The organism is Polynucleobacter sp. MG-5-Ahmo-C2 (assembly GCF_018687735.1).
Lineage (GTDB): Bacteria > Pseudomonadota > Gammaproteobacteria > Burkholderiales > Burkholderiaceae > Polynucleobacter.
In genome coordinates, this window is the sequence record NZ_CP061304.1 from 1,315,525 (window position 1) to 1,339,855 (window position 24,331).

The 24,331-nt window shown below is 46.6% G+C and carries 24 protein-coding genes; 5 read left to right on the top strand and 19 right to left on the bottom strand.

The window, feature by feature from the left end; all coding sequences use genetic code 11:
- Positions 1-8: 8 nt before the first annotated feature.
- Together C2740_RS06790 and rsgA are read left to right on the top strand one after the other, a co-directional pair.
- Positions 9-1,259, top strand: a complete 1,251-nt coding sequence (locus tag C2740_RS06790; protein ID WP_215292585.1) for a M48 family metallopeptidase — start codon at positions 9-11, stop codon at positions 1,257-1,259.
- A gap of 11 nt (positions 1,260-1,270) precedes the next feature.
- Complete coding sequence (gene rsgA / locus C2740_RS06795; protein ID WP_215292587.1) at positions 1,271-2,284, top strand: ribosome small subunit-dependent GTPase A; 1,014 nt, start codon at positions 1,271-1,273, stop codon at positions 2,282-2,284.
- On the opposite strand, the gene C2740_RS06800 is transcribed toward rsgA, so the two are convergent.
- The 6 genes from C2740_RS06800 to rpsP all read right to left on the bottom strand — a co-directional run bounded on the left by C2740_RS06800 (position 2,229) and on the right by rpsP (position 6,177).
- Positions 2,229-3,188 (bottom strand): CobD/CbiB family protein, encoded by a 960-nt coding sequence (locus C2740_RS06800; RefSeq protein ID WP_215292589.1) that lies wholly within the window; start codon positions 3,186-3,188, stop codon positions 2,229-2,231. The two genes, rsgA and C2740_RS06800, sit on opposite strands and share 56 nt — an antisense overlap.
- Positions 3,185-3,922: a CoA pyrophosphatase gene (locus C2740_RS06805; RefSeq protein WP_215292591.1), complete on the bottom strand. Its 738-nt coding sequence runs from the start codon at positions 3,920-3,922 to the stop codon at positions 3,185-3,187. Before C2740_RS06805 ends, C2740_RS06800 begins: the two co-directional genes overlap by 4 nt.
- Before the next feature lie 65 nt (positions 3,923-3,987).
- Complete coding sequence (gene rplS, locus C2740_RS06810; protein ID WP_215292593.1) at positions 3,988-4,383, bottom strand: 50S ribosomal protein L19; 396 nt, start codon at positions 4,381-4,383, stop codon at positions 3,988-3,990.
- Between the two features lie 122 nt (positions 4,384-4,505).
- On the bottom strand, positions 4,506-5,252 hold the full coding sequence (trmD, locus tag C2740_RS06815; protein WP_215292595.1) for a tRNA (guanosine(37)-N1)-methyltransferase TrmD: 747 nt from the start codon (positions 5,250-5,252) through the stop codon (positions 4,506-4,508).
- Between the two features lie 24 nt (positions 5,253-5,276).
- Complete coding sequence (rimM, locus tag C2740_RS06820; protein ID WP_215292597.1) at positions 5,277-5,840, bottom strand: ribosome maturation factor RimM; 564 nt, start codon at positions 5,838-5,840, stop codon at positions 5,277-5,279.
- Positions 5,841-5,931: 91 nt separating this feature from the next.
- On the bottom strand, positions 5,932-6,177 hold the full coding sequence (rpsP, locus tag C2740_RS06825) for a 30S ribosomal protein S16 (protein ID WP_215292599.1): 246 nt from the start codon (positions 6,175-6,177) through the stop codon (positions 5,932-5,934).
- 295 nt (positions 6,178-6,472) lie between these two features.
- Here rpsP and C2740_RS06830 point away from each other — a divergent pair, with 295 nt between their 5' ends.
- Positions 6,473-6,946: an META domain-containing protein gene (locus tag C2740_RS06830; protein ID WP_251369614.1), complete on the top strand. Its 474-nt coding sequence runs from the start codon at positions 6,473-6,475 to the stop codon at positions 6,944-6,946.
- Positions 6,947-6,961: 15 nt separating this feature from the next.
- On the top strand, positions 6,962-7,408 hold the full coding sequence (locus C2740_RS06835; protein ID WP_215292601.1) for a hypothetical protein: 447 nt from the start codon (positions 6,962-6,964) through the stop codon (positions 7,406-7,408).
- Positions 7,409-7,448: 40 nt separating this feature from the next.
- On the opposite strand, the gene C2740_RS06840 is transcribed toward C2740_RS06835, so the two are convergent.
- The 5 genes from C2740_RS06840 to C2740_RS06860 form a co-directional block, all read right to left on the bottom strand.
- A complete protein-coding gene (locus tag C2740_RS06840; protein WP_215292603.1) occupies positions 7,449-9,236 on the bottom strand; it encodes an acyl-CoA dehydrogenase in 1,788 nt (595 codons plus the stop codon).
- Between the two features lie 38 nt (positions 9,237-9,274).
- Positions 9,275-10,210 carry an electron transfer flavoprotein subunit alpha/FixB family protein gene (locus C2740_RS06845; RefSeq protein WP_215292605.1) on the bottom strand — a complete coding sequence of 312 codons (936 nt, stop codon included), beginning with the start codon at positions 10,208-10,210 and terminating at the stop codon, positions 9,275-9,277.
- Complete coding sequence (locus C2740_RS06850; protein ID WP_215292607.1) at positions 10,211-10,960, bottom strand: electron transfer flavoprotein subunit beta/FixA family protein; 750 nt, start codon at positions 10,958-10,960, stop codon at positions 10,211-10,213. It lies immediately after the preceding gene.
- Positions 10,961-11,026: 66 nt separating this feature from the next.
- Complete coding sequence (locus tag C2740_RS06855; protein ID WP_215294348.1) at positions 11,027-12,679, bottom strand: acyl-CoA synthetase; 1,653 nt, start codon at positions 12,677-12,679, stop codon at positions 11,027-11,029.
- Positions 12,680-12,699: 20 nt separating this feature from the next.
- A complete protein-coding gene (locus C2740_RS06860) occupies positions 12,700-13,620 on the bottom strand; it encodes a histone deacetylase family protein (RefSeq protein ID WP_215292609.1) in 921 nt (306 codons plus the stop codon).
- A gap of 50 nt (positions 13,621-13,670) precedes the next feature.
- On the opposite strand from C2740_RS06860, the gene C2740_RS06865 reads away from it, so the two are divergent.
- Entirely contained in the window at positions 13,671-14,948 is a 1,278-nt protein-coding gene (locus tag C2740_RS06865) for a lytic transglycosylase domain-containing protein (RefSeq protein WP_251369615.1), read from the top strand.
- Here C2740_RS06865 and cysM read toward each other — a convergent pair.
- The 8 genes from cysM to C2740_RS06905 all read right to left on the bottom strand — a co-directional run bounded on the left by cysM (position 14,945) and on the right by C2740_RS06905 (position 24,307).
- Entirely contained in the window at positions 14,945-15,856 is a 912-nt protein-coding gene (cysM, locus tag C2740_RS06870) for a cysteine synthase CysM (RefSeq protein WP_215292611.1), read from the bottom strand. The genes C2740_RS06865 and cysM overlap by 4 nt on opposite strands.
- A 41-nt stretch (positions 15,857-15,897) precedes the next feature.
- On the bottom strand, positions 15,898-16,326 hold the full coding sequence (locus tag C2740_RS06875) for a helix-hairpin-helix domain-containing protein (RefSeq protein ID WP_215292613.1): 429 nt from the start codon (positions 16,324-16,326) through the stop codon (positions 15,898-15,900).
- A gap of 122 nt (positions 16,327-16,448) precedes the next feature.
- Positions 16,449-17,234 (bottom strand): hypothetical protein, encoded by a 786-nt coding sequence (locus C2740_RS06880; RefSeq protein ID WP_215292615.1) that lies wholly within the window; start codon positions 17,232-17,234, stop codon positions 16,449-16,451.
- Positions 17,234-17,671, bottom strand: a complete 438-nt coding sequence (locus C2740_RS06885) for a hypothetical protein (protein WP_215292617.1) — start codon at positions 17,669-17,671, stop codon at positions 17,234-17,236. Before C2740_RS06885 ends, C2740_RS06880 begins: the two co-directional genes overlap by 1 nt.
- Before the next feature lie 43 nt (positions 17,672-17,714).
- Complete coding sequence (locus C2740_RS06890) at positions 17,715-20,864, bottom strand: CHAT domain-containing tetratricopeptide repeat protein (protein ID WP_215292618.1); 3,150 nt, start codon at positions 20,862-20,864, stop codon at positions 17,715-17,717.
- A 112-nt stretch (positions 20,865-20,976) separates the two neighbouring features.
- Complete coding sequence (gene rfaD, locus C2740_RS06895) at positions 20,977-21,996, bottom strand: ADP-glyceromanno-heptose 6-epimerase (RefSeq protein WP_215292620.1); 1,020 nt, start codon at positions 21,994-21,996, stop codon at positions 20,977-20,979.
- On the bottom strand, positions 21,993-22,922 hold the full coding sequence (gene rfaE1, locus C2740_RS06900) for a D-glycero-beta-D-manno-heptose-7-phosphate kinase (RefSeq protein ID WP_215292622.1): 930 nt from the start codon (positions 22,920-22,922) through the stop codon (positions 21,993-21,995). Before rfaE1 ends, rfaD begins: the two co-directional genes overlap by 4 nt.
- Positions 22,923-22,942: 20 nt before the next feature.
- Positions 22,943-24,307, bottom strand: coding sequence for a UDP-glucose/GDP-mannose dehydrogenase family protein (locus C2740_RS06905; RefSeq protein ID WP_215292623.1), 1,365 nt, complete (start codon positions 24,305-24,307; stop codon positions 22,943-22,945).
- Positions 24,308-24,331: the final 24 nt, after the last annotated feature.

Genomic DNA, 24,331 nt, shown 5'->3' on the forward strand with positions numbered 1-24,331 from the left:
ATGATCTCATGACATTCACAATTATTTTTCTGATCGCCTTTATCGCCAGCTTTGGCCTACGCCACTGGCTTTCCCAACGCCAAATTCGCTATGTATCTCAGCACCGCGATGAGGTCCCAGCTGAATTTACCGAAAAAGTGAGCTTGGCCGAGCATCAAAAAGCGGCTGACTACACCATCGCTAAATTACGCCTCGGTATTTTAGAAAACGGTGTCAGCGCCATCATTTTAATTGCCTTTACTTTGCTAGGCGGACTGCAGATCGTCAATATGGCGTTGCTGCAATTATTGGGCGAAGGTATTGCCCAGCAAATCGCCTTGCTAACTTCCATCGTGCTTATCTCCGGGGTGATTGACTTGCCATTCTCTTGGTACAAACAGTTCCATCTAGAAGAGCGCTTTGGCTTTAATCGCATGGGTAAGAAACTTTTCTTTAGCGACATGATCAAGGGGCTAGGCGTAGGCGGTGCCATTGGCATCCCACTACTTTGGGTAATTCTGACTCTCATGGCTCAAGCCGGCGACCTTTGGTGGCTTTGGGCTTGGGGCGTATTAACTGCATTCAGTTTATTAATGCAGTGGATCTTCCCTACATTCATTGCACCCATCTTTAATAAGTTTCAAGCTCTAGAGGATGGTCCTTTAAAAACCCAAATCGAGGCACTTTTGCAGCGCTGCGACTTTGCAAGCCAAGGATTGTTTGTCATGGATGGCAGCAAGCGTAGCGCTCATGGCAATGCATTCTTTGCCGGTATGGGTAAAGCCAAGCGCATTGTGTTCTTTGATACCCTCATTGAAAAACTGGACCCAGGCGAAGTAGAGGCTGTGCTTGCCCATGAGTTAGGTCACTTCAAACGCAACCATATTCGTAAGCGTCTCTTAGTTTCTTTCGCCCTAAGCTTTGGTATGTTTGCCCTACTAGGTTGGATTAGTGCGAAGATCTGGTTCTATACCGATCTGGGTGTCATGCCCAACCTCAATGGCTATAACGGCGGCCTGGCACTAGCACTCTTTATGCTGGTATCGCCGGTATTTAGCTTCTTCTTTACGCCGCTTGCCAGCCTAGCTTCCCGTAAACATGAATACGAAGCTGATGGCTTTGCGGCTGAAAAGTCTTCGGCCAAAGACCTGATTTCTGCATTAGTGAAGTTATATCAAGACAATGCATCAACCCTAACACCTGATCCAATCTACACCGCCTTTTATAGCTCGCACCCACCCGCTCCACTGCGGATTGCTAACTTACAACGTCTGAGTTAATCAGTCCAGTAATGGAACAATTCCACGCGCTGCTGACAGCTTCTTATGGAAGGCATTATTTAGCGCAGCGTTTAGTGATAGATGCCCAAGGGAATGAATCACCCCAAGGACCATTAATTCAAGTGAGCACACCCGCCAAGCAGCACATTGGCGCAGTTGGCGATCGGATGCTCCTAGAAATGACGTCCGCGGATCAAGCGCGCATTATTCAGATTGAGCCACGTGTCAATATTTTGTATCGCTCTGATGCATTTAAAAGCAAAATTATTGCCTCTAATGTAGACCAAATTTTGGTAGTGCTGGCAACACAACCAGCGTTCTCGCCCGACCTCTTAGGCAGAGCAGTGGTGGCTGCAGAAGCCAATCAAATTGGCTTGCACATTCTGTTAAATAAATGCGACCTCAAAGACAACTTGGAACATGCTCGCAAAATCATCGCTCCCTACGCGCGCATGGGCTACCCAGTGAGCGAGGTATCTGCTAAGTTTGATGCCACATCCATTAATGCACTCCAATCGGCACTATGTGGCAAGGTCTCCGTCTTTGTGGGTCAATCTGGCATGGGAAAATCTAGCCTCCTCAATGCCTGGGTTCCGAACGCTGCCGCCCTCACCCAAGAATATTCAGTACGTTTAGATACCGGTAAGCACACCACTACTGCTTGCCGTTATTTTGAATTACCTGAAACCTGGGGTAGAGATGAATCTGGCAAACTGGGTGCGCTCATTGATTCACCAGGTTTTCAGGAGTTTGGTTTAGCCCATATGTCGGTAAGCGAATTGCAACACGCCTTTAGAGAATTTAGGAGCTTACTTGGTAAGTGTCGCTTTCACAATTGTGCACATCAATCAGAACCAGATTGCGCAGTTCGTGATGCAGTAAACAGAAATGAAATAGCGTCAGAAAGACTAGCGCTATTTAGACAGCTGCGTTCTGACTCAAAGACGGCAGATACGCAAATTCAGGGAATCAGCCAAGCCAAAGAGCGATGGTCAGCATTAGCAATAAAGCCATCCAAGCGATGACCAAGCGCCACACCAAACCTACTGCAGAACGCATCGTACGCTCGGTTGGCTCAAGGGCTACTTCATAGATCAGCGGCTCACCGGCTTCTGCCATGCGCAAAGCTTCATCGCTATCAGGCTCACTTAAAGGCTCCCCTAAACGAACGCCTAATGCACCGCCGCCTGCAGCTAAAATCACTGCCGATAAAGAGTCGGCCCATTTTAGCGTGAGGTAACGCCAGGCATAAACTGCACCTTCGAAATTACCAACAATCGCAAAGCCCATAGCAGTAATGCGAGCCGGAATCCAATCGAGTACGTAGAAGAAATGGCGTGCCGCCTCACTCAGGCTAAAGTCGCCGCGCTCAGACCAACGCTGTGCCGCAATATCTGCCAAACGATACAACACAACTCCTGCAGGACCCATGGGCATCATGAACCAAAATAACACCCCAAACACATGACGATGCGAACCAATGATGGCACGTTCAAGCGCCAAAGAAATCACTTGAGTTTCTGTCAACTCAGAAGTATCTAATTCTGGACCATACCACTCACCTAATTTAGCACGTGCTGCCGGCAAGTCATGCGCTTCGATTGCTTCATGAACGAGCGTGAACGAATGACTGAATTGACGGAAGCCAAAAAACAAGTAGGCAATGACAACGTTCCACAAGAAACCTAAAATTGGGTACGTCACCATACAGGCGACATACACCAAGAACACTAAAAAGGTCGGCAGAATAAAGGCGACCAAACAGGCCAACCGAGCGCCAATTGGGCTTGCGCCCTCCTCAGTCTTGCCGCCGAACTCTCCAGCAACCCAATCTAACCAACGGGTGCTCATGCGCACAATCCAATGGCTTGAGGTTACTGGGCGATATTGCTCAGCAATCAGGGCGAAGAGAATAGAAAAGAAAGTCATACTTTTAATAAATGATAAAGGTTACGCAACATTCCCGCAGTAGCACCCCAAATAAAGCGGTTCTCATAAGGCATTGAATAAAAACGACGCCCGCCCTGCTCACTTTGCCACAACCTGACCTGATGGTTCCCTGGGTCTAATAAAAAACTTAAGGGCACCTCAAAAACATCTGCCACTTCAAATTCATCCAAGACATATTCTGCCTGAGCCTGCACTAATCCTACTACCGGAGTAACGCTATAGCCAGAAACAGTTAAATATTGAGGTAAATGGCCAATAATCTCGACCCGCTTAGGATCTAAGCCAATTTCCTCTTCGCTCTCACGCAAGGCAGTGTCATTTGGCGTTTGATCTTCCGGATCCATGCGACCCCCAGGAAAGCTAATTTGCCCTGCATGATCACGTAAATGATTCGTCCGCTGGGTGAGTAGAACCGATAGGCCTTCTTCTTTGAGCAAGAGTGGAATTAACACCGCTGCTTTGGTCACTTTGCCGACTGCCTGGCGTCTTGCAATAATGTCTGCCGCAATCACGTGGCGGTTTTCATCAGTGATCTCCGGCTGCCATGCTGGTGGATTTTGCAGGCGAGCCTTCAGAGCTGCAGGCTCTAAAAACTTTGGAGATACTTTTTTATCATTAATGCATATCTCATGAATCGGAATTGCTTGTGCATCAAATCCCGGAGGCGCAGCAACATTAATTGCGTCTTCTTCAGGTTTAGAGGTCTTAGGCATATTCATATTCTAAGGCAACAAAAAAGGCGACCAAGGTCGCCTTTCTGTTTTTATCAAAGCAGCAATTATTCAGCAGCTGGAGCAGCTACTGCCTTAGTACGAGCTTGAAGCTTTTCTTTAATACGCGCTGACTTACCAGAACGATCACGCAAGTAGTACAACTTCGCGCGACGTACATCACCGCGACGCTTAACTTCAATGCTAGCGATCAATGGTGAGTAAGTTTGGAAAGTACGCTCAACACCTTCACCAGAAGAAATCTTGCGCACGATAAAGCTGGAATTGAGTCCGCGATTACGCTTAGCAATGACAACGCCCTCAAAGGCCTGGGCACGCTTGCGGGTACCTTCAACAACGTTAACGCTAACAATCACTGTGTCACCAGGCGCAAAGCTTGGCAATACTTTGTTAGCACTTAAGCGAGCAATTTCTTCTTGCTCAATTTTTTCGATCAAATTCATTTTTAATCCTTAAACATCTTGTTAGCGTTTAATCCCGAGATCTAAATCAACGGACCTAACAGAGGATGCAGTTAAAACAATTTCACTAAACCAAAAAACCAAACTTTTAATCACAACCCCATTTATAGAGAGCGAAGAAATTGTTCATCTTCTCGGGTTAGCAACCCATTGGTTCTGGCCGATTCAATTAAATCTGGCCGGAGCCTAAACGTCAGCTCTAGAGACTTCTGCCGACGCCAGTCCGCTATTTTAGCGTGATGTCCGCCTAAAAGCACGTCCGGTACTGATAAATTTTCATATATTTCAGGGCGGGTGTAGTGCGGATGATCCAAAAGGCCATTCATAAAGCTATCCTGGATCACAGATTCTTCATCCCCGAGGACTCCAGGAATCAGCCTAATCACCGCATCCATCATGGCCATAGCGGGGATTTCACCCCCAGAAAGCACAAAATCGCCGATAGAAAGCTGTAAATCGACGTTTCGATCGATAAAACGTTGGTCTACTGCCTCATACCGCCCACAAATGAAGCTTAAATTGCCGTAATTGAGGATGTCTGAGGCTATCTTCTGAGAAAAACGCTCTCCCTGGGGTGCTAATAGGCAAATTGAGCCACTCTTAATTCCAGCCGTCTGATGGGCTGCCTTAATTCCGGCAACCGTATCCTCCAGGGGTTTGGCCATCATGACCATGCCCGGACCACCACCATAAGCGCGGTCGTCTACCGTCTTGCGAGAATCAGAACAAAAATCTCTCGGGTTCCACAAATGAACGCTGACTAATGATTGCTCACATGCGCGACCTGTCACACCCCACTGCGTTAAAGCAGAGAACATTTCTGGAAATAAGGTCACAACATCAAAGCGCATATTTAAATTTATCGTATTGATCTATCACCAATCACTCTGCCAATCGAGCGTGATAGTTTTATTGGCCAAGTCTACGTTTTGTACCACTTCTTTTACAAATGGTACGAGTTGTTTAATTCCATTACTAGGGGCTTCACCAATGACAATTACACCATGAGCCCCATGCTCAGTAACATCGATGATTTCACCAAGCTCTTCGTTTTGTAAGTTGACTGCGCGGCACCCAATGAGGTCAATCCAATAATAGGAATCACTCTCTGCTTTAGGGAAGGCATCGCGCGCTACCAATATTCTGGCGCCCTTTAATGCAAGCGCTTGATCGCGATCGCTTACACCTTCTAATGCCATTAGGACATTGCCGCTGTGCATCTTAGCGCTCTTCACTTTGTATTGGGTCAAAGAGGCCTGCTCTACAGACGCAGAAACACCTGCATCCCTACGCGGGATCAGAGATATCCAAACAGCCTTAGAAGAGAGCAGCGCCACAGGATCTGTTGAGTGAGGTCTAACCTTCACTTGACCCTGCAATCCTTGCGCCTCAGAAACGGCGCCAAGTTCAATCAAATCATTTAGGGAAGGTGCACTCATTTGAAAGACACCTTATTTTCCCGAAATAGAACTACTGAAAATCCAGCCACTAAAAACTCCATCGCAAAGATGAAGTATTTAGCAAGGTTATTTAAACAGCAGGATTGTTTTTGATCAAACGAACAACGGTTGGCGATATTTGTGCGCCAACACCAGTCCAGTAAGTCAAACGATCTTGAGCAATGCGCATGGCTTGCTCAGTTTCAGCTGCTTTAGGATTGAAATAACCAATGCGCTCGATAAAGTTCGAGTCACGACGGTTGCGCTTATCAGTAGCAACGATGCTGTAAAAAGGGCGCTTCTTAGAGCCGCCGCGTGCCAGTCGAATGACGACCATACTTATTCCTTAAAAAATCTAAAATGAAAACAGGTTGATTACAACCCAATGAAATTTCTACAAAAAATCTTGGGCTCCAGCTCACCAATTAAATGCAAGGTAGAGCGGAAAACCTCATATTCTAGACGAAAACCCCTACTTCTTCCACCTATTTGAGTGCCTAAGACAGTAGAATAGAACCCAGTGGTAATTAAAAAATATATATAAAACAATAACTTAGATGAATATCCCCAGAAAATTAGCGGCTCACCCCCTCTTAAAATACTCCATCAGAGGGTTCTCAAATAGCCTATTTGTGGTGTTTTCATCTGTGGGTATCGCCCTTTTGAATGGATGTGCCAATGTCATACCACCCTGTGGCGCGAAAACTAGCCCTCCCAGTAGCGAGCTACGCAACACCAAATGGGAGCTCACGCGGTGGAATTTACCTCCTAACACCAATGGCGAAGTGCGAACCCGCACCATTCCACAAGGCGAGGCTAGCCACCCCATACAACTCACATTTGATGCCAACAGTCAGCGTGTCAGTGGTTCAACCGGCTGCAATCGTTTCACCGCTCTACTAGATGAGGATTCTCGTGGCTTTACCTTCACTAAAATTACTAGCACCAAGATGGCATGCACGCCTCAGCGTAATGAATTAGAAAATGACTTTCTGTATGAGCTCAACGACTATCGCAGTATTGTTCGCAACGGCGATCAATTGCTCATGATTGGCGCTGACAGAGAAGTGCTGAGCTTTACACAGCGTCCCAATAACAATAAATAACAAGCTAGAAGATTCATGAAAAACTCCAAACTGATTTTTTGCGCTCTCGGGTTATTTTTTCCAGGCAGTGGATTGAACTGCTTCTACTTGCAAGGTCTCAAGTCCTTTTGGGCTTGGGTGCAATTATTTGCATTGATTGGTGGCATTGCTGGTTGGACTATTCTTAAGAACGCACACTTTCACTCCGCTCCAGGCTGGGTACTCATTACCTTTGGCTTTATTGCAATTGAAGCGAGTTGGTTAACCACGATTGCGTTTGGCCTGCGCCTAGATGAAAAGTGGGATGCGCAATTTAATCCCGGTATTGAAGAACACCGTCGCACTCGCTCTGGCTGGCCGGTTATTCTGACAGTGATTTTCTCACTTGTATTGGGCGCCGGCGTGATGATGACTTTCTTGGCAATCTCTTTTGAGCAATTTTTCATTTCCCAAATTCATGAAGCAAAAAAGCTATCCCAATAATTGCAGATAGCTTTTGGTGTGCCAGGCTCCGTGGATGAGGTTAGAACTGCTCCACCTCTAAACTATTAGTAGAGTGGCCACTTTCAATAATTGAAATTGCTAAAGCTCCAGCCTGTGGCAATAAATGCTCAGCAAAGAAACGTGCTGTAGCAATCTTGGCGCCATAAAAAGCTGGGTCACTATCCCGCAGTCGCTCTGCAACCAAGAGGCTCCGCGCCATTTGCCAACCACCTAACACTAAGCCGGACAAACGCAGATAAGCGAAGCTGCCAGCGTAGACCGCCTTAGCATCGCTTTTGGCATTTGCCACAATGTAAGCTACTGCTTCTTCAAATGCAGTACGGCCAACAGTTAATTGCTTAAGTACTGCTTTGGCATCTGCCGAACCACTGGCTGCCAATGCTGTTTCTGTCTCAGCAATTTTTTGCATAAACACTTTTGCAGTTGCGCCACCATCACGTACCGTTTTTCTACCAATCAAATCATTGGCCTGAATGGCAGTGGTGCCTTCATAAATCGTCAAGATGCGTGCATCACGATAATGCTGGGCAGCGCCCGTCTCTTCAATAAAGCCCATGCCCCCATGTACTTGCACGCCTAAGCTAGCAACCTCAATCGACATCTCCGTAGAGAAGCCCTTCACAATCGGCACTAAGAATTCATAAACAGCTTGACTAGCTTTGCGTTCAGCTTGATCAGGCGCTGCATGTTGCGCATCATAAGCAGCTGCAGCGTAATACGCCAAGGCACGAGAGGCCTCGGTGTATGCGCGCATTGTCATTAACATGCGCTTTACATCCGGCTGATGAATAATGGCTACTGGGCCTGTAGAGCCATCTAGATCACGACTCTGCACCCGGTCTTTAGCGTATTGCACGGCCTTTTGATATGCGCGCTCTGCGACCGCAATCCCTTGCATACCTACCGCAAAGCGAGCTGCATTCATCATCACGAACATGTATTCAAGACCGCGGTTTTCTTCACCTACTAGATAGCCAACCGCGCCACCATGATCGCCAAACTGTAGAACGGCCGTTGGACTCGCTTTAATACCAAGCTTATGCTCAATCGAGACACAATACACATCATTACGCTCACCTAATGAACCATCTATGTTCACTATAAACTTCGGCACCACGAATAATGAAATCCCTTTAACGCCCTCTGGAGCATCGGGCGTTCTTGCTAGCACTAAATGAACAATGTTCTTTGCCATGTCGTGCTCACCGTAGGTGATGTAGATCTTGGTACCAAAGATCTTGTATTTACCGTCACCTTCAGGTACAGCGCGCGCACGCACCATCGATAAATCAGATCCTGCTTGTGGCTCTGTTAAGCACATAGAGCCAGTCCACTCACCGGAAATCATATTTGGAACGTATTGCGCTTGAGTCTCTGGGCTTGCGGCTGTTAATAAAGCCTCAATTGCGCCATCAGTCAACATGGGACACAAAGCAAAAGATAGGCTAGCTGAGTGAACCATTTCAAAACAGGCAGTAGCAATTAATTTTGGTAGGCCTTGGCCGCCAAACTCAGCAGGATGAACTACACCCTGCCAACCAGCAGCTGCAAATTGCTCGAATGCTTCTTTAAAACCAGGGGTTGTCGTAACGACACCATCTTTCCAGGTGCTTGGGTTTTGATCACCAGGCCAATTGAGTGGTGCAACAACGTCTTGATTAAATTTTGCAGACTCTTCCAAAATTGCTGGGGCTAAATCAACATCAGCGCCCGCCTGCGCATACGAGGGATACGCAACAACATTCGATAACCCAGCCAACTCATTCATCACAAACAGCATGTCTTTTACTGGGGCTATGTATGGCATTACTACTCCTCTTTATTCAATCGAATCATCCAATACTCTTAACCCAACGCTTTGGTTAACTCAGGAACTGCAGTATTGAGATCCGCTACCAAACCATAATCAGCAACACTAAAGATTGGTGCCTCTGGATCCTTATTGATTGCGACGATGACCTTAGAGTCCTTCATGCCAGCTAAGTGCTGAATCGCACCGGAGATGCCCACTGCGATATAAAGCTGTGGAGCCACAATCTTGCCAGTTTGACCAACTTGGTAGTCGTTTGGAACATAACCCGCATCAACCGCAGCACGCGAAGCACCTAAAGCGGCACCGAGCTTATCAGCCAATGGGGCAATGAGTTCTTGATATTTCTCACCAGAACCCAAACCACGTCCACCAGAGACGATGATCTTGGCAGCGGTTAACTCTGGACGGTCAGACTTTGTGAGTTCGCGGCCAACAAATGACGATGAAGATTTACTTTCAGCGGCAGCGAGTTTTTCAATCGTCGCAGAACCACCAGTAGCAGCCACCGGATCAAAACCAGTCGTACGAACTGTGATGACTTTGACTGGATCACCAGATTGCACGGTAGCAATCGCATTACCTGCATAGATAGGACGCTCAAATGTATCGGCACTAACTACTTTCGTGATGTCAGATAACTGCGCAACATCTAACTTAGCGGCTACACGCGGCATCACATTCTTGCCATTTGCAGTTGCAGCAGCAAGAAGATGACTGTAGTTACTTGCAATTGACAGAATCTGGGCAGCTAAAGGCTCAGCCAATTGATCAGCTAGATTGCTAGCATCTACTTGAATGACCTTACGCACGCCCGTCACTTGGGCAGCAGCTGTTGCAGCTGCATCAGCGCCACTTCCAGCAACCAGCACATCCACTTCGGAAGAGCACTGCAAGGCAGCTGCTACCGCGTTGAGTGTTGCCGCTTTTAAAGATTGATTATCGTGTTCAGCAATAACGAGAGCAGCCATTTAAATTACCTTCGCTTCATTTTTGAGTTTATCTACCAAAGCGGCTACATCAGCAACCATCACGCCAGCACTTCGCTTAGGCGGCTCTTCGACCTTCAGGGTTTTAAGACGCGGGGCAATATCTACGCCGAGATCTTCAGGCTTCAAAATATCAATCACCTTCTTCTTGGCCTTCATGATATTTGGCAAAGTCACATAGCGTGGCTCATTGAGGCGCAAGTCAGTCGTAATCACTGCTGGCAATGTAAGTGCAATCGTTTCTAGGCCGCCATCCACTTCGCGAGTCACGGTAGCCTTACCATCAGCCACAACTACTTTAGATGCAAAAGTGGCCTGTGGAATATCTAAAAGACTAGCCAACATCTGGCCAGTTTGATTGCTGTCATCATCAATTGCTTGCTTGCCAAGAATAATGATTTGTGCCTGCTCTTTTTCAGAGAGCGCTTTAAGAATCTTGGCAACTGCGAGTGGCTGCAAGTCGGCGTCAGACTCAACCAAAATTGCGCGATCAGCACCAATCGCTAAGGCAGTACGTAGTGTTTCTTGGCACTGGGTTACGCCTACACTAACAACTACCACTTCAGTGGCAACACCAGCCTCTTTTAAACGAACCGCCTCTTCAACCGCGATTTCATCAAAAGGATTCATGCTCATTTTGACATTGGCAAGATCGACACCTGAACCATCTGACTTCACGCGAATTTTGACGTTGTAATCAACGACGCGTTTTACTGCAACTAAGATCTTCATTTGGAATTCTCAATATTGACAAAAAATTGGGTAACCTCTTATTTTATCCGCCCTATGGCATCAAAACTAGACGTCAATGGCGGCGGCAGATCCAGCTTGCCTACGTAGCTCAAACTTCTGAATTTTGCCGGTTGAAGTCTTTGGTAGCTCCCCAAAAACAATCGCCTTAGGCACCTTAAATCCAGCTAAATGCTGTTTGCAGTGAGCAATAATGTCGGCTGGCGTTACCTCTACGCCCGGCTTGATTTCCAAAAAAGCACATGGGGTCTCACCCCACTTCGGGTCAGGCTTAGCAACCACTGCCGCGGCAATGACTGCAGGGTGACGATAAAGCACATCCTCCACCTCAATAGAGGAGATATTTTCTCCGCCAGAGATGATGATGTCCTTACTCCGATCCTTGATCTTGATATAACCATCTGGGTTCATCACCGCCAAGTCACCTGAATGAAACCAACCACCCTCGAACGCGTCTTTGGTGGCCTTCTCGTTCTTTAAGTAACCCTTCATGGCGATATTGCCTTTAAACATAATCTCGCCCATGGTTTCGCCATCAGCAGGAACCGGCTGCATCGTTTCTGGATCCAGAACATCAATCGCTTGTTGCATGTGATAACGCACACCTTGACGCGCATTCAAGCGAGCACGCTCACTAATATCTACATCATTCCATGCGTCTTGTTTTACACAAATTGCTGCCGGACCATACACTTCAGTCAAGCCATAAACGTGAGTTAAGTCAAAGCCCAGCTTTTCCATGCCTTCAATAATAGAAGCTGGCGGCGCAGCGCCTGCAATGAGGCCCTTGACGCCCGCTGGTACGCCGACCTTCATTTCATCCGAGGCATTTACCAAAAGGTTATGCACAATTGGCGCAGCACAGTAGTGAGTCACGCCATGCTCTTTAATTGCTGCAAAAATATGTTGCGCATCTACACGGCGCAAGCACACATTAATCCCGGCACGAGCTGCAACCGTCCAGGGGAAACACCAACCATTGCAATGAAACATTGGCAGTGTCCACAAATACACTGGATGCTTATTGATATCCCAATCCAGGATATTGGAGACCGCATTAATCGCTGCACCACGGTGATGATAGACAACACCCTTGGGATTACCCGTGGTTCCGGAAGTGTAGTTCAAACAGATTGCCTGCCATTCATCGACCGGCACCTGCCATGCGAAGCTTGGATCTCCTTGAGATAGGAGTTGTTCGTAGGTAAGCTTTCCTAGCCTCTCACCCGCCACATCAAATTCTTTTTCTTCAACATCGATAATTAAGATATCGCGACCACTTTCTTTCTTGGCCATTTCTAATGCTGTTTTGATCACACCGGAAAACTCTGGATCAATGATGACTACTTTAGCCTCACCATGATTGAGCATGAAGGCAATGGACTCTGGATCTAAGCGGGTGTTCAAAGCATTTAATACGGCACCCGCCATCGGAATACCAAAATGCGCCTCCACCATAGGGGGAGTGTTAGGCAGCATCACCGCCACTGTATCTCCTAAGCCAATGCCATGCTTTTGTAATGCACTAGCGAGGCGACGGCAACGCTCGTAGGTTTGTTGCCAAGTTTGGCGCAGCTTTCCATGAATGATGGCAGTCTTATTAGGATAAATCTCCGCCGAACGCTCCAAAAAGAGAAGTGGGGTAATGGGAGTGAAATTCGCGGAATTGCGCTCTAGCCCTTGTTCGTAAATATTTGCCATCATGTACTTTCAAAAACGCTTTAAATATCGGCCAATGCCTTTACGTGAGCCACAACGCTCCTACCTAAAGCGGAAAGGTTGTAACCTCCCTCTAGGCAGCTCACAATACGATTTTGCGCATAATCTTTTGCAATCTCTTTGAGGCGTTTGGTAATCCAAACGTAATCATCTTCAACCAAGCCCATTTGACCTAAGTCATCTTCACGGTGCGCATCAAATCCAGCAGAAATAATGATGAGCTCTGGCTCAAAGTTGCGCAAAGCTGGCAGCCAACGCTCTTCCACGATGGAGCGCACCACATCACCACGAGTAGAGGCTGGCAATGGCACATTCACCATATTGTCCGAGGCATCTAAGCCGCTATAAGGATAGAAAGGATGCTGAAAAAAACTGCACATCATGACATGAGGGTCATTAAAAAATGCGGCCTCAGTACCGTTACCGTGATGCACATCAAAATCAATAATGGCGACACGTTCAATGCCATAGGCTTCTTGAGCATAACGGGCTGCAATCGCAACATTATCAAATAAACAAAATCCCATCGAACGGGTAGGCTCGGCATGGTGTCCAGGCGGCCTAACGGCACAGAAGACGTTTTCGACTTCGCCTTTCATAACCGCATCAACACCGGCAATTGCTGCGCCAGCTGCGCGCAATGATGCCCTATAGGTATGAGGATTCATGATGGTGTCGCCATCCAGCATGAAGTAACCGCTCTCCGGGGCGCGGTCTCTTACAAATGCCACATGGTCAGGGCTGTGCACTAATTCTAATTGATCTTCAGTTGCCAGAGGAGCATCCAAATGATGAAGGAAGCGATCTACGCCGCTGCGGATCAATTGATCATTGATCGCCTGAATGCGCTCAGGGCACTCTGGGTGATGACTTCCCATCTCATGTTTCAGAAAGTCTGGATGAGTTATGTATCCTGTTGTCATTACTCTAAATCCTTCATAGCAAAACGTTCATTTTTATAATCTAATAAAACGTGTTTATTTCTCAAAAATCAATTACAGCTCGCATGAATCTTTGCGCCCCCTACTTGGCATTAGCCTTGCTTCTGACGGCCTGCTCTGGCGCGCCAACAAAGCCAGAACAACCCATCGTAAACCAAGCCGATGATGTAGCTACTGAGGCGCAATTTAGTCAAAATCTCAATGAACTACTAAGCCAGGTTTCCCAAGCCCAAGAAATCCCCATACAGACCCTAGAATCAGGTTTCCTTGATGCTAGAACGATTCCCTCAATACGCAAATTGGTATTACCCCCATCGGGTACTTTTAAGAAGAATTGGCTGGCTTACCGCAAGCGCTTTATTGAACCCGTCCGTTTGAAGGCTGGAAAGGCCTTTTGGGAAGAAAACCAGGCTTTTTTAAGTCAAGTTGAGCAGGATTCTGGAGTTCCTGCGGAGATTATTGTTGCCATTATTGGCATTGAGACTATTTATGGGCGCCAGACGGGGAATTTTCGGGTGAAGGATGTGCTGTCCACCCTAGCCTTTAGCTACCCTGAAACACCCAATAAACCTGCCCGTGAACAGCTGTTCAAGGACCAACTCAAAGAGCTTATTCTCTTATGTTGGACAGAAGCTGGCGGGAAGTTGCCTGCAAAGAACAACACCCAAGGCGTCAATAGCACACGCTTTAGCGCCTGCCTTAATCAAAATAGTTCCTATGCTGGTGCTATTGGCTTACCGCAATTTATGCCTAGCAGCATTCGGAGCTTTGCTGTCGATGGCGATGGCGATGGGAGAATTGATTTAAAGCAGAGCCCCAAGGATGCCATTGCCAGTGTTGGCAACTTCATGAAAAAACATGGCTGGCAAAGTGGTATGCCCATTTCTTTTCCTGTGCAACCCGACGGCATATCAGCCGTTAAAGAATTGGCTGATGGAGAGCCACAGCTTAAACACACAGTTCAAGAGTTGATTGCAAAAGGCATCCTGACTAAGCAACAGGGCGACTTACAAAGCGGTGGTGTAGAACCAAGCAGTAAAGCATTTATTGTGGACTTACCCTACCCCGATAAAGATGGCGTGGAACAAGTTCAATATTTTGTTGGCTTAAATAACTTTCTGACGATTGTTCAATACAACCGTAGTTATTTTTATGCACAAAGCGTTGCTGAGTTTGCAGAAGCCCTGGGATATCGGAATCAAAGCGTAGTGCCGGTAGAAAATATCAGAAAAGTGATGATCAGCAAGAGTTCTAGCGAGAAGCCTAAGCACAAAAAATCAACCGCCAAGAATAAAACTAAAACAAATTAAGCTGGAAAAACGCCAGTAGATAAGTAGCGATCACCGCGGTCACAGACAATAAATACGATCGTGGCATTTTCAACCTGACGAGCAATGCGCAGAGCTACCACTAAAGCACCGCCCGCTGAGATACCGCAGAAAATGCCTTCTTCTGCAGCCAAACGGCGCGCCATCTCTTCAGCATCTGCTTGCGTGACGTATTCAATACGATCAACCTTGTCCCCCTGATAAATCTTAGGCAGGTATTCCGGAGCCCACTTACGGATTCCTGGAATTTGCGAACCATCTTCAGGCTGCGCACCAATAATCTGAATCTCAGGATTCATTGACTTCAGGTATGTTGAAACACCGGTAATCGTTCCGGTTGTACCCATCGCAGAAATGAAATGGGTAATTTGACCATCGGTATCGCGCCATATCTCTGGTCCAGTGGTCTCAATATGGGCTCGTGGATTATCTGGATTAGCAAACTGATCAAGCAATCTGCCGCGCCCCTCTCGTTGCAGCTGGAGCGCATAGTCACGCGCAAACTCCATGCCACCAGAAGCAGCCGTCAGGATCAACTCAGCTCCATAGGCGGCCATACTTTGACGACGCTCAATACTTTGATTCTCCGGCATGACCAATACCATCTTGTAGCCCAACATTGCAGCTGTCATAGCCAAGGCAATACCGGTATTACCGCTTGTCGCTTCAATTAGGGTATCGCCAGGTTTAATTTCGCCACGCTCTTGTGCGCGCATGATCATCGACAGCGCAGGTCGGTCTTTCACCGACCCGGCTGGATTATTACCCTCCAACTTACCCAGAATCACATTATTGCGAGTCGAATTCTCAAGACCTGGAATTCGTTGCAATTGGACCAAGGGCGTATTGCCTACAGTTTGTGAAATAGTCAGGTAAGAAGGTTTGCTCATGAAGCCATTTTAGCCATAAGCCCGCTTACACTCTAAAGGGTTTAATTTCTGCGACCCGTTGCCGCACGCTCCGGGTGATGACGATTACTATTTTGAGTACGCGAATGACGTCTACCAGAGGCCCCGCCTTCCCTTTGCGTCCTACCATTAGGCTCCCGAAAAGAGCCTGGGGCCTCAATTGTTAAGCCGTTATCAACCATCTTTTCAACGGATTTCATACCAATGCCACGGACCCGCTTCTGCAAATCATTGGCATCCTGAAAATGGCCGCCATCCAAGCGCTCAGCAATAATTGTTTTTGCCTTAGAGGGTCCAATACCCTTAATACTCTCCAACTCAGATTGGGTGGCGGTATTGACATTAATCGGGGATGCAACAACCGCCCCAAGAGAAGAAACTGCCAATACTGCTGCAAGAGCAGCAGATCTAACTAAACCAGTTGCAACGCCAAAATTTAAATATCGACTCATACATTCTCCAGTAGTAAATAAAAATCCACGGACACAAAGTGCGCGTGGATCATTTACAACGAATGAGATTGCTTAATGCTGACTATATTTTAGCGATTACAAGCAAATAGATAAAAGCTTACTTAACCAATGATTCCCTTTAGGCCTGTGTAGATTGAAACAGCCGTGGTTCCCAATGCAACCAATGTGCCACCATGGTCTTGGAGGGTTTTCATAAGCCCCAAGACACCGTGAATAGAGACATTACCATCTACCGAATGAGTAGATGCAGCTTTGATAAACGCCTTCATCAGGCCTGCTTGACGACTTCTCTTTTTATTTGCATAAGCAACGCCACCAAGCAACATGCCCGTTAAAAAACTGAAGGCAATACTTGCGGAGTACTCCAGAACTTCTTTCCATTCAAATAGATTCTGAGGCCAAACGGGTGAGTGATCTACTAAGCTAGTAATCCAACTCATACCAATCACTGAAGCAATAGCCAAAAAGACAACGCCAACGAACCAAGGAAAAAGCTTATGTGCATGGCTCTTAAATAAGAAATAAGCAAAAGGCAAGGGAACAACCATGGAGATGATGCGCAGATAAATCATCTTAGTGTCGTAAACCACTGCAATTAACCAATGCGCCAGTAGCAATAAAAGCAAAGGCACAACTAGATACATGGCGATGTCTTTTATCCAGGTGAACACAGATCTGATTGCAAGCTTACGATCCTGCTCATCAAGCAAGTACTCAAGCTCTGTAATTCTGAGTTCATAAGCTGCTTGACTGGGAACTGCCGCTAGCCGCTCTTCCAAGCTAGCAATCTTTGCCATCATCGGTTTAAAAAGGTAAAGGTCCCGACTACAGGTCTTGCAGACGTGAGCCTCTTCCGCAACTTCAGAGAGGCAATATGGGCAATTCATTACTTACTAACTACCAAATTCAATACTGAATTTGTTTCGCGCCCCTCAGTGTCTTTAACTGTGACACGAATGGTATGGGTACCAGGAGGAACATCTGCTTTTGCAAAATCAATTCCATTGGCAGAGATGGCACTCTTCAGGCGAGGCGTTAAATCCACAAACGGTGATTTCATGTAAACCACTTTCACTGAGCCTGGGTCTATCTTTGCATCACCGCGTGGCTCAAAGCTCACCCTAAAATCAAACGGTGCCATTACAGGGGTATCTGCTTCTGGTGAGGCCAATTTAATCGCCGGTCCACGAGAAATTCCACGGGTAGCCAAAGTTCCTGCAGCTGGTGGCAACGCAGCCTCTTTTGCACTAATTAAAGAAGCAGCAAGACCCAACTGGGCAGAAGCAACCAATGCTGCAGCAAGCAATACATGACTCAGTTTCATAAAAGCCTCAAATAATTAAAAAAATCTATAAACAGATCTTAAATCAATCTCCAACCACCACAAAAGGAGCCCAGAACAGGGGGTGAGCATAAGCGTACTTCATGTTAGCGCCCTCCTTCATGCCGCCTTGGTCTATTTGATTTAGCATAGCCTGTCTTAGGAGCTCAGCTTTGCTGGTGCTTTGGGCTTTTTGCTGATTCTTAAATAGGTCCGTCATCATCGTCCTAGAAGCAACGGAGTCTACGGGCCAGTTAGATACTAATAATGCTTTAGCACCGGCAAAGAAGAAGGCTCTACCTAAACCAGAGACTGCTTCAGAACCAGCGCCTTCGCCAGATGCTGTATTACAAGCAGAAAGCACAACCCAGTCAGCATCTAACTTCAAGGTGAGGACCTTATCCATCGTCAGAAGACCGTCATCTTTGTCGCCAGTGACGTCAGGTGAAGATAAGGCTAGTGCTGGCTGAGTTAAACCGTTAAGCTCTCCCGGCACTAAACCATGGGTGGCAAACATGACAACCTTACGATTAGATAAATCAGTTGACATCACTTGCTTTACTGAAGCTTGTTGATGCAAGAAAATATCGCCATCACCAGCGCCAATCGCTTTGCCAATTTCTTCCAACTCAAGACTGGTATCCGGCAAGCGTGGCAGGAGTGCTAACTCAGCTGAACTCACACCGGAAGTCTTTGGAGCACTACGTAAGTTGAGTGGCACTCCACGAGTAGCTAACTGAGTGGACTTTGCTTGCTTATCGGCTTGTTTTTCTTGTTGAGCACTAAAGTAAGGGTCACCAAAACCAATAAAGTTCTTACGATTAGGATTGCCCGCTGGTAAGGAGCGCAGTGCAGTCAAAGCAGTCACTGAGGGCACTTGAGCAACAGCAATATCTCGCGTTAACCAAGGCACTGTTTTGTATCCAATAAATGGGGTAGAACCACCTTTGGCAGGCTGAGCAGTTGGCTTGGTTACTAGGAGCGATAAAGGCAGCTGGCCGAGCTCAGCATGCGGCACAGTAAGCATCACTTTTTTACCAGCAAAAGCACTTTGCACTGGAGCGAGTACCTGTTGATAAAGTTGATTGGCAAGCATCACATCAAAAGCGGGAATCTCATCAATAGTGGCAACACCAGGATCGAGCGCTTTACGCAGCTGACTGACTTCTTTAGCCATTTGCGCACGCCCAATAGAGAGCTGTGCAAATTGCGCAGGCTTGTCTTTAGTAATTGCCCAGACATAACCGGCGTTATCACCAAAATACCAAGAGACTAGAACTTCATCTGGCTTGAGTGCTTTTTGAGTGCGCTCTACAGAAGCAGGTTTGGGTTCAACTAACTCAGCATAATCTGGGAACTTACGCTCAATCTCTTTTTTAAGGTCTTCGCGTTGCGATTTAAAGCTGGTGATATCGGTGCGAATCTTTGCTTGTACGGCAGGCAGCTGTTGGTCAGGAGGCGCAGATAAAAGACCGGTTAATAAATCAGATAAGGTATTTATCCGTTGTTGTAGATCCTGTTCACGACGCGCAAGAGATGCCAGTTGTGGATCAGAAATATTAGCCCGGGCTGCAGATGCTGTTAATGCCTTCTGAACGCCACTGCCTCGAGCCAGATCAGCAATCTGAAAAGCTTCTGCAGCCGCAGCCCCAGAAGAATCCGTTTTAGCCTGTTGCGCAAGAGAGGCAAGATACTCCTCCAAAACAAAAGTCATGCGCTGAGTTTGGCGAACTGTGCCAGTAGAATTCTCAGCATCACTACGAGCCTGACCAACTAGCAAGGGAATAGATTGCTTGAACTCAGCTAAAGCTTGAGAGCCCTGGCCCGATGACTGCAATGCAGAGGCATTAAAGGCACGAATCATCGCTAGGCGTGGAGAATTTTTATCTAAACGACTACCTTGCTTGGATAGAATTTCTGATGTCATCGCAACTGCCTGGGAGGCCTTGCCAGTCTTAATTAAAGCTAAGCTCCAATCCAAATCTCCCGTTAGGTATTTAGTGGCAATCTCAGGATCAGCTTTTACGCCTTCCACCATCTCTGCGAATACTTTCTCCGCTTGAGCATACTTGCCATCAGCAACCAAGGCGCCGCCTAATACCCTTCTCACTTCAGCTAGTAAAGGTGAACCTGAGAAATTAGAAGTTTGCTGAGCGATCTTTAGTGCCGCACTAGCAAGCAGAACTGCCTCCGGCTGGCGACCCTGCTCTGAAATTACCCTTGTTAAGGTTAAGAGAGTGAAAGTGGTGCGGGTTGAGTTAACGCCAAATCTTTCAATCGAGAGCATTACCGCTTCTCGAGCATAGTATTCGGCATCATTCAATCTTCTTTGACCAATAAAAGATCTTGCTAGCCCATTCAAGAGAGAAATTCTCGTGCTGTACTGACCTTTTACATTGGTAGTCGCATCCTGAAGAACTCTAGTTTCATTATCGAGCGCATCTTTTCCTGCATCTACTGCAGCCTCCAAAATCACCTTATTATTCTTTAAAGCCTGACGGTAAGAACGCTCTGCCTCTAAAAACTTACCCTCTTGGAGAAACAAAGCTGCACGAGTCCACTCATAACTCACCTCCCAATTCAGTCGATGCTGGTACTTAGCGTTACGAGCATTGCTTAATGCAGATAGGTAGCCCTCTAAATTGCTAAGCCATTTTTGGGAACATTCAAAATCGCCAAAGGATGCGCAATTAAGGGCAATCTGTCTTGAAAGAGAAACTCGCCAGCCCCGACTACTCTCGGGAACCATGGCCAAGGCCTTTTCCAAATTCTGATTGGCTCCAAGGTAATTTCCACGTAGAGATTCTTGAGTTGAATAGGTAAACAACTCTTCGACAGCCTCTGTCTGATCACGACTTGGAAATTCATTAACAACCTTACTGAGATTCTCTACTGCCTCCTTGGTATTACCTAGGGTTTCGTAAGCAACAGCACGGCGATAGTAAAAGTGATTTAAGACTTGAGGATCTGTCGAGCTCGGAACAGATAAGGCGATAATTTTTTTGGCCTTATCTTCAAGCGTTGCATTCTGCTTGGATTGCTCAATAAATTTGAGAATATCCTTCACGTCTCTCGGCGGCGCTTTGATATTTTCTACATCAGCGTCATCTTTGCTCGGCACCGCAAATGATTGTGAAGAAAAAAATGCTATGCTGCAGCACAGCATAAATGCGGTAATGACCGAGAGTTTGCGCATCGGAATCCCCTAGTTTTTATAAGCAATATATTAGCTCATAACTAGGGTGAGGTGCTTGGCAAAGATGCCTAGCTTTTTTATGAATTAGCGCCCGGAATGATGCTTTTATAGCCTAAAGGGGATTAGCCAAGTATCCTGAGTTAGTCTCTAACCACTCAATATAACGGCCTACACCCTGCTCAACATCTAGGAAGGGTTCTGTATAACCTGCTGCACAAAGTTTGGTGAGATCCGCTTGAGTGAAGCACTGATATTTACCTCTGAGTGCATCCGGAAATGGAATGTACTCAATCGCTTTTTCTTTTACCAACTCTTGTAGGCTTGCTGGTTGCGCTTTATCAAGCTTACGCATGGCATTGGCAACCGCATGTGCAACATCATTAAATGGTTGCGCACGACCGCTACCTAAATTAAAGATACCGCTAATCTCTGGGTGATCTAAGAAAAACAGATTCACTTTTACAACATCTTCAACTGATACAAAGTCGCGGCTTTGTTCACCAGGACCGTAACCACCATACTCACCAAAGAGCTTTACATGGCCGTTGGCCTTGTACTGGTGATATTGATGAAAGGCTACTGATGCCATGCGGCCTTTATGGGATTCACGCGGGCCATATACATTGAAGTAGCGAAAGCCAACCACCTGTGCAGTGTTTGTTTTTTCTGCAAAACGCTTGCGCATGACTTGATCAAACAGGAACTTAGAATAGCCGTAGATATTGAGCGGCTTCTCATGCTCACGACTCTCGACAAACACATTAGAGCCGCCATAGGTAGCAGCTGAAGATGCATAAAGAAGTTGCACCTTTTGTGCAGTACAGATATCTAGCAAGTCCATGGTGTAGCGATAGTTGTTCGCCATCATGAAAATGCCATCAGTTTCCATCGTGTCAGAGCATGCACCCTCATGAAATACTGCTTTTACTTTACCAAAACGACCGCTTCTAAATGCTTCTAGAAATTCATCTTTATCGAAGTAATCAGTGATGTCTAGATCAGCAAGGTTGCGATACTTATCTGTGGGACGAAGATCATCCACAGCGATGATATTTTTCTCACCACGTAGATTAAGAGCCTGAACAATATTTGCGCCAATAAAACCAGCGGCGCCAGTTACGATAATAGTCACTGTAATTCCTCTGAAGTAACAGTAGCAGTTCCAAGCTTACCAACCACAATACCACCTGCGCGATTTGCTAAAGCCATTGCTTTTTCCAGTGGCCACTTGGCTGCCAATGCCACTGCTAAGGTTGCAATCACAGTATCGCCAGCACCAGAGACATCAAATACTTCGCGTGCTTGCGCTTTTACATGACTGACACCAACCTCAGTATATAAACTCATACCCTCTTCAGAGCGAGTTAGTAGTAGAGCTTGAAGGTCTAAAGATTTTCTGAGGGCCTGCGCTTTATTAGTCAGATCTTCTTCACTAGTCCACTTGCCAACTACCTGACGCAACTCACTACGGTTAGGGGTTAAGACAGTGGCGCCACGATATTTTTCATAATCTTCACCCTTAGGGTCAACCAAGATGACTTTGTTTTGCGCCCTTGCCTGCTCAATCATATGGGCTACTTGGCCCAAGGCACCTTTGCCGTAATCAGACAGAATTACTACGTCAGCAGCGCCAACTAGCTTTTCAAAACGCTCCAACTTATGCGCTAGCGCTTTTTCACTGGGGGTTTCTTCAAAATCAAGACGAATGAGTTGTTGCTGACGGGCAATCACGCGCAACTTCACAATCGTTGGCACATTTACATCAATTTCTAATTGACTATCAACGCCACCTGACTTCAGCAACTCCACCACACGCTTGCCAGGTTCGTCATCACCAACAATACCCAAAATAGTTGTATTGGCACCCAAGGCCGCAACGTTACGGGCAACATTCGCTGCGCCACCTAAACGCTCGTCAATCTTACCCACCTGTACTACTGGCACAGGCGCTTCAGGAGAGATGCGATTCGTGTCACCAAACCAGTAACGATCGAGCATGACGTCGCCAACCACTAGTAAGTGGGCTTTAGAAAACTGATCTCGGTTTGCTTTTTCCATAGAACTATTTTTGTAATGACTTAATTATGTCGCCCAATACCGTAGTACTCAATACCCAATTCCCGCATAGCACTTGGCTCATAGAGATTGCGGCCATCAAATACGATAGGGCGCGTCAGCTTTTGCATTACCTGATCAAAATCTGGACTTCGGAAAGCCTTCCATTCAGTCACAATTACCAAAGCATCGCAAGCATCTAAGGCTGCCATGGGGTTATCTACCATTGAGACCCTCTTGAGACCTTCTGGATTACCTTTGAAGTCCAACTCGAGGCAATGCTGTGCTTCTGGCATCGCCACTGGATCATGAGCGACTACCGAGGCGCCACGCTTGACCAGTTCTTGGATGATGACGCGGCTTGGGGCTTCACGCATATCGTCAGTATTCGGCTTAAATGCCAGACCCCAAAGTGCAAACTTCATACCTTTCAGATCTTTGCCAAAGCGTTTTTCAATCTTCTCGACCAAGATGTATTTCTGGAGCTCGTTTACAGCCTCTACAGCATCCAAAATCTTCAAGTCTCTGCCATGCTCCCTAGCAGTTTTAGAGAGTGCCGAAACATCTTTTGGAAAGCAAGATCCACCATAGCCCGTTCCAGAGTACAAAAATCCATAACCAATCCGAGAGTCTGAACCAATGCCCTGACGTACTGCCTCAATATCAGCGCCTACGAGATCGGCCAAGTTTGCTAACTCGTTCATGAAAGAAATGCGGGTAGCCAACATGGCATTGGCTGCATACTTGGTCAGCTCTGCACTCTTCACGTCCATGTAATAGGTGCGCTCATGGTGACGATTAAATGGTGCGTACAGCTTGCGCATTTGCTCTTTAGCTCTAAGCCCAGCCGGAGTATTTTCTGTGCCAATCACAATGCGGTCAGGTCGCATAAAGTCTTCTACTGCTGCACCTTCTTTTAAAAACTCGGGATTAGAGACTACTGAGCACAAGTCGGCTGGCTGCCCTCTTTTTTCTAATTCCTCTTTAATTGCTGCCGATACTTTATCTGCCGTACCTACTGGCACGGTTGATTTATCAACAATGACCTTAGGTGTGCTTGCATAAAGGCCAATATTTCGAGCTGCAGCAACGACATATTGTAAATCTGCAGAGCCATCCTCATCAGGAGGGGTACCCACTGCAATAAATTGAACATCACCATGCGCAACAGATGCGGCAATGTCTGTAGAGAATTGCAATCTGCCTGCAGCACGATTGCGCTCAATCATTTCTTTCAGGCCGGGCTCATAAATAGGTACGCCACCAGAATTCAGAATCTCAATCTTTCTAGGGTCAAGATCTAAACAGAAAACATTATTACCCTGCTCAGCCAAGCAAGCGCCTGTAACTAAACCTACGTAACCGCTGCCAATGATGGTGACTTTCAAATGAGCTCCTAATCAATCTCTAAT

What these genes read in the sequence shown, in the direction of transcription:
- C2740_RS06790 (WP_215292585.1), top strand. Translation starts at nt 9, where the DNA reads ATGACATTCACAATTATTTTTCTGATCGCCTTTATCGCCAGCTTTGGC.
- rsgA (WP_215292587.1), top strand. Translation starts at nt 1,271, where the DNA reads ATGGAACAATTCCACGCGCTGCTGACAGCTTCTTATGGAAGGCATTAT.
- C2740_RS06800 (WP_215292589.1), bottom strand. Translation starts at nt 3,188, where the DNA reads ATGACTTTCTTTTCTATTCTCTTCGCCCTGATTGCTGAGCAATATCGC.
- C2740_RS06805 (WP_215292591.1), bottom strand. Translation starts at nt 3,922, where the DNA reads ATGCCTAAGACCTCTAAACCTGAAGAAGACGCAATTAATGTTGCTGCG.
- rplS (WP_215292593.1), bottom strand. Translation starts at nt 4,383, where the DNA reads ATGAATTTGATCGAAAAAATTGAGCAAGAAGAAATTGCTCGCTTAAGT.
- trmD (WP_215292595.1), bottom strand. Translation starts at nt 5,252, where the DNA reads ATGCGCTTTGATGTTGTGACCTTATTTCCAGAAATGTTCTCTGCTTTA.
- rimM (WP_215292597.1), bottom strand. Translation starts at nt 5,840, where the DNA reads ATGAGTGCACCTTCCCTAAATGATTTGATTGAACTTGGCGCCGTTTCT.
- rpsP (WP_215292599.1), bottom strand. Translation starts at nt 6,177, where the DNA reads ATGGTCGTCATTCGACTGGCACGCGGCGGCTCTAAGAAGCGCCCTTTT.
- C2740_RS06835 (WP_215292601.1), top strand. Translation starts at nt 6,962, where the DNA reads ATGAAAAACTCCAAACTGATTTTTTGCGCTCTCGGGTTATTTTTTCCA.
- C2740_RS06840 (WP_215292603.1), bottom strand. Translation starts at nt 9,236, where the DNA reads ATGCCATACATAGCCCCAGTAAAAGACATGCTGTTTGTGATGAATGAG.
- C2740_RS06845 (WP_215292605.1), bottom strand. Translation starts at nt 10,210, where the DNA reads ATGGCTGCTCTCGTTATTGCTGAACACGATAATCAATCTTTAAAAGCG.
- C2740_RS06850 (WP_215292607.1), bottom strand. Translation starts at nt 10,960, where the DNA reads ATGAAGATCTTAGTTGCAGTAAAACGCGTCGTTGATTACAACGTCAAA.
- C2740_RS06855 (WP_215294348.1), bottom strand. Translation starts at nt 12,679, where the DNA reads ATGGCAAATATTTACGAACAAGGGCTAGAGCGCAATTCCGCGAATTTC.
- C2740_RS06860 (WP_215292609.1), bottom strand. Translation starts at nt 13,620, where the DNA reads ATGACAACAGGATACATAACTCATCCAGACTTTCTGAAACATGAGATG.
- cysM (WP_215292611.1), bottom strand. Translation starts at nt 15,856, where the DNA reads ATGAGCAAACCTTCTTACCTGACTATTTCACAAACTGTAGGCAATACG.
- C2740_RS06875 (WP_215292613.1), bottom strand. Translation starts at nt 16,326, where the DNA reads ATGAGTCGATATTTAAATTTTGGCGTTGCAACTGGTTTAGTTAGATCT.
- C2740_RS06880 (WP_215292615.1), bottom strand. Translation starts at nt 17,234, where the DNA reads ATGAATTGCCCATATTGCCTCTCTGAAGTTGCGGAAGAGGCTCACGTC.
- C2740_RS06885 (WP_215292617.1), bottom strand. Translation starts at nt 17,671, where the DNA reads ATGAAACTGAGTCATGTATTGCTTGCTGCAGCATTGGTTGCTTCTGCC.
- C2740_RS06890 (WP_215292618.1), bottom strand. Translation starts at nt 20,864, where the DNA reads ATGCGCAAACTCTCGGTCATTACCGCATTTATGCTGTGCTGCAGCATA.
- rfaE1 (WP_215292622.1), bottom strand. Translation starts at nt 22,922, where the DNA reads ATGGAAAAAGCAAACCGAGATCAGTTTTCTAAAGCCCACTTACTAGTG.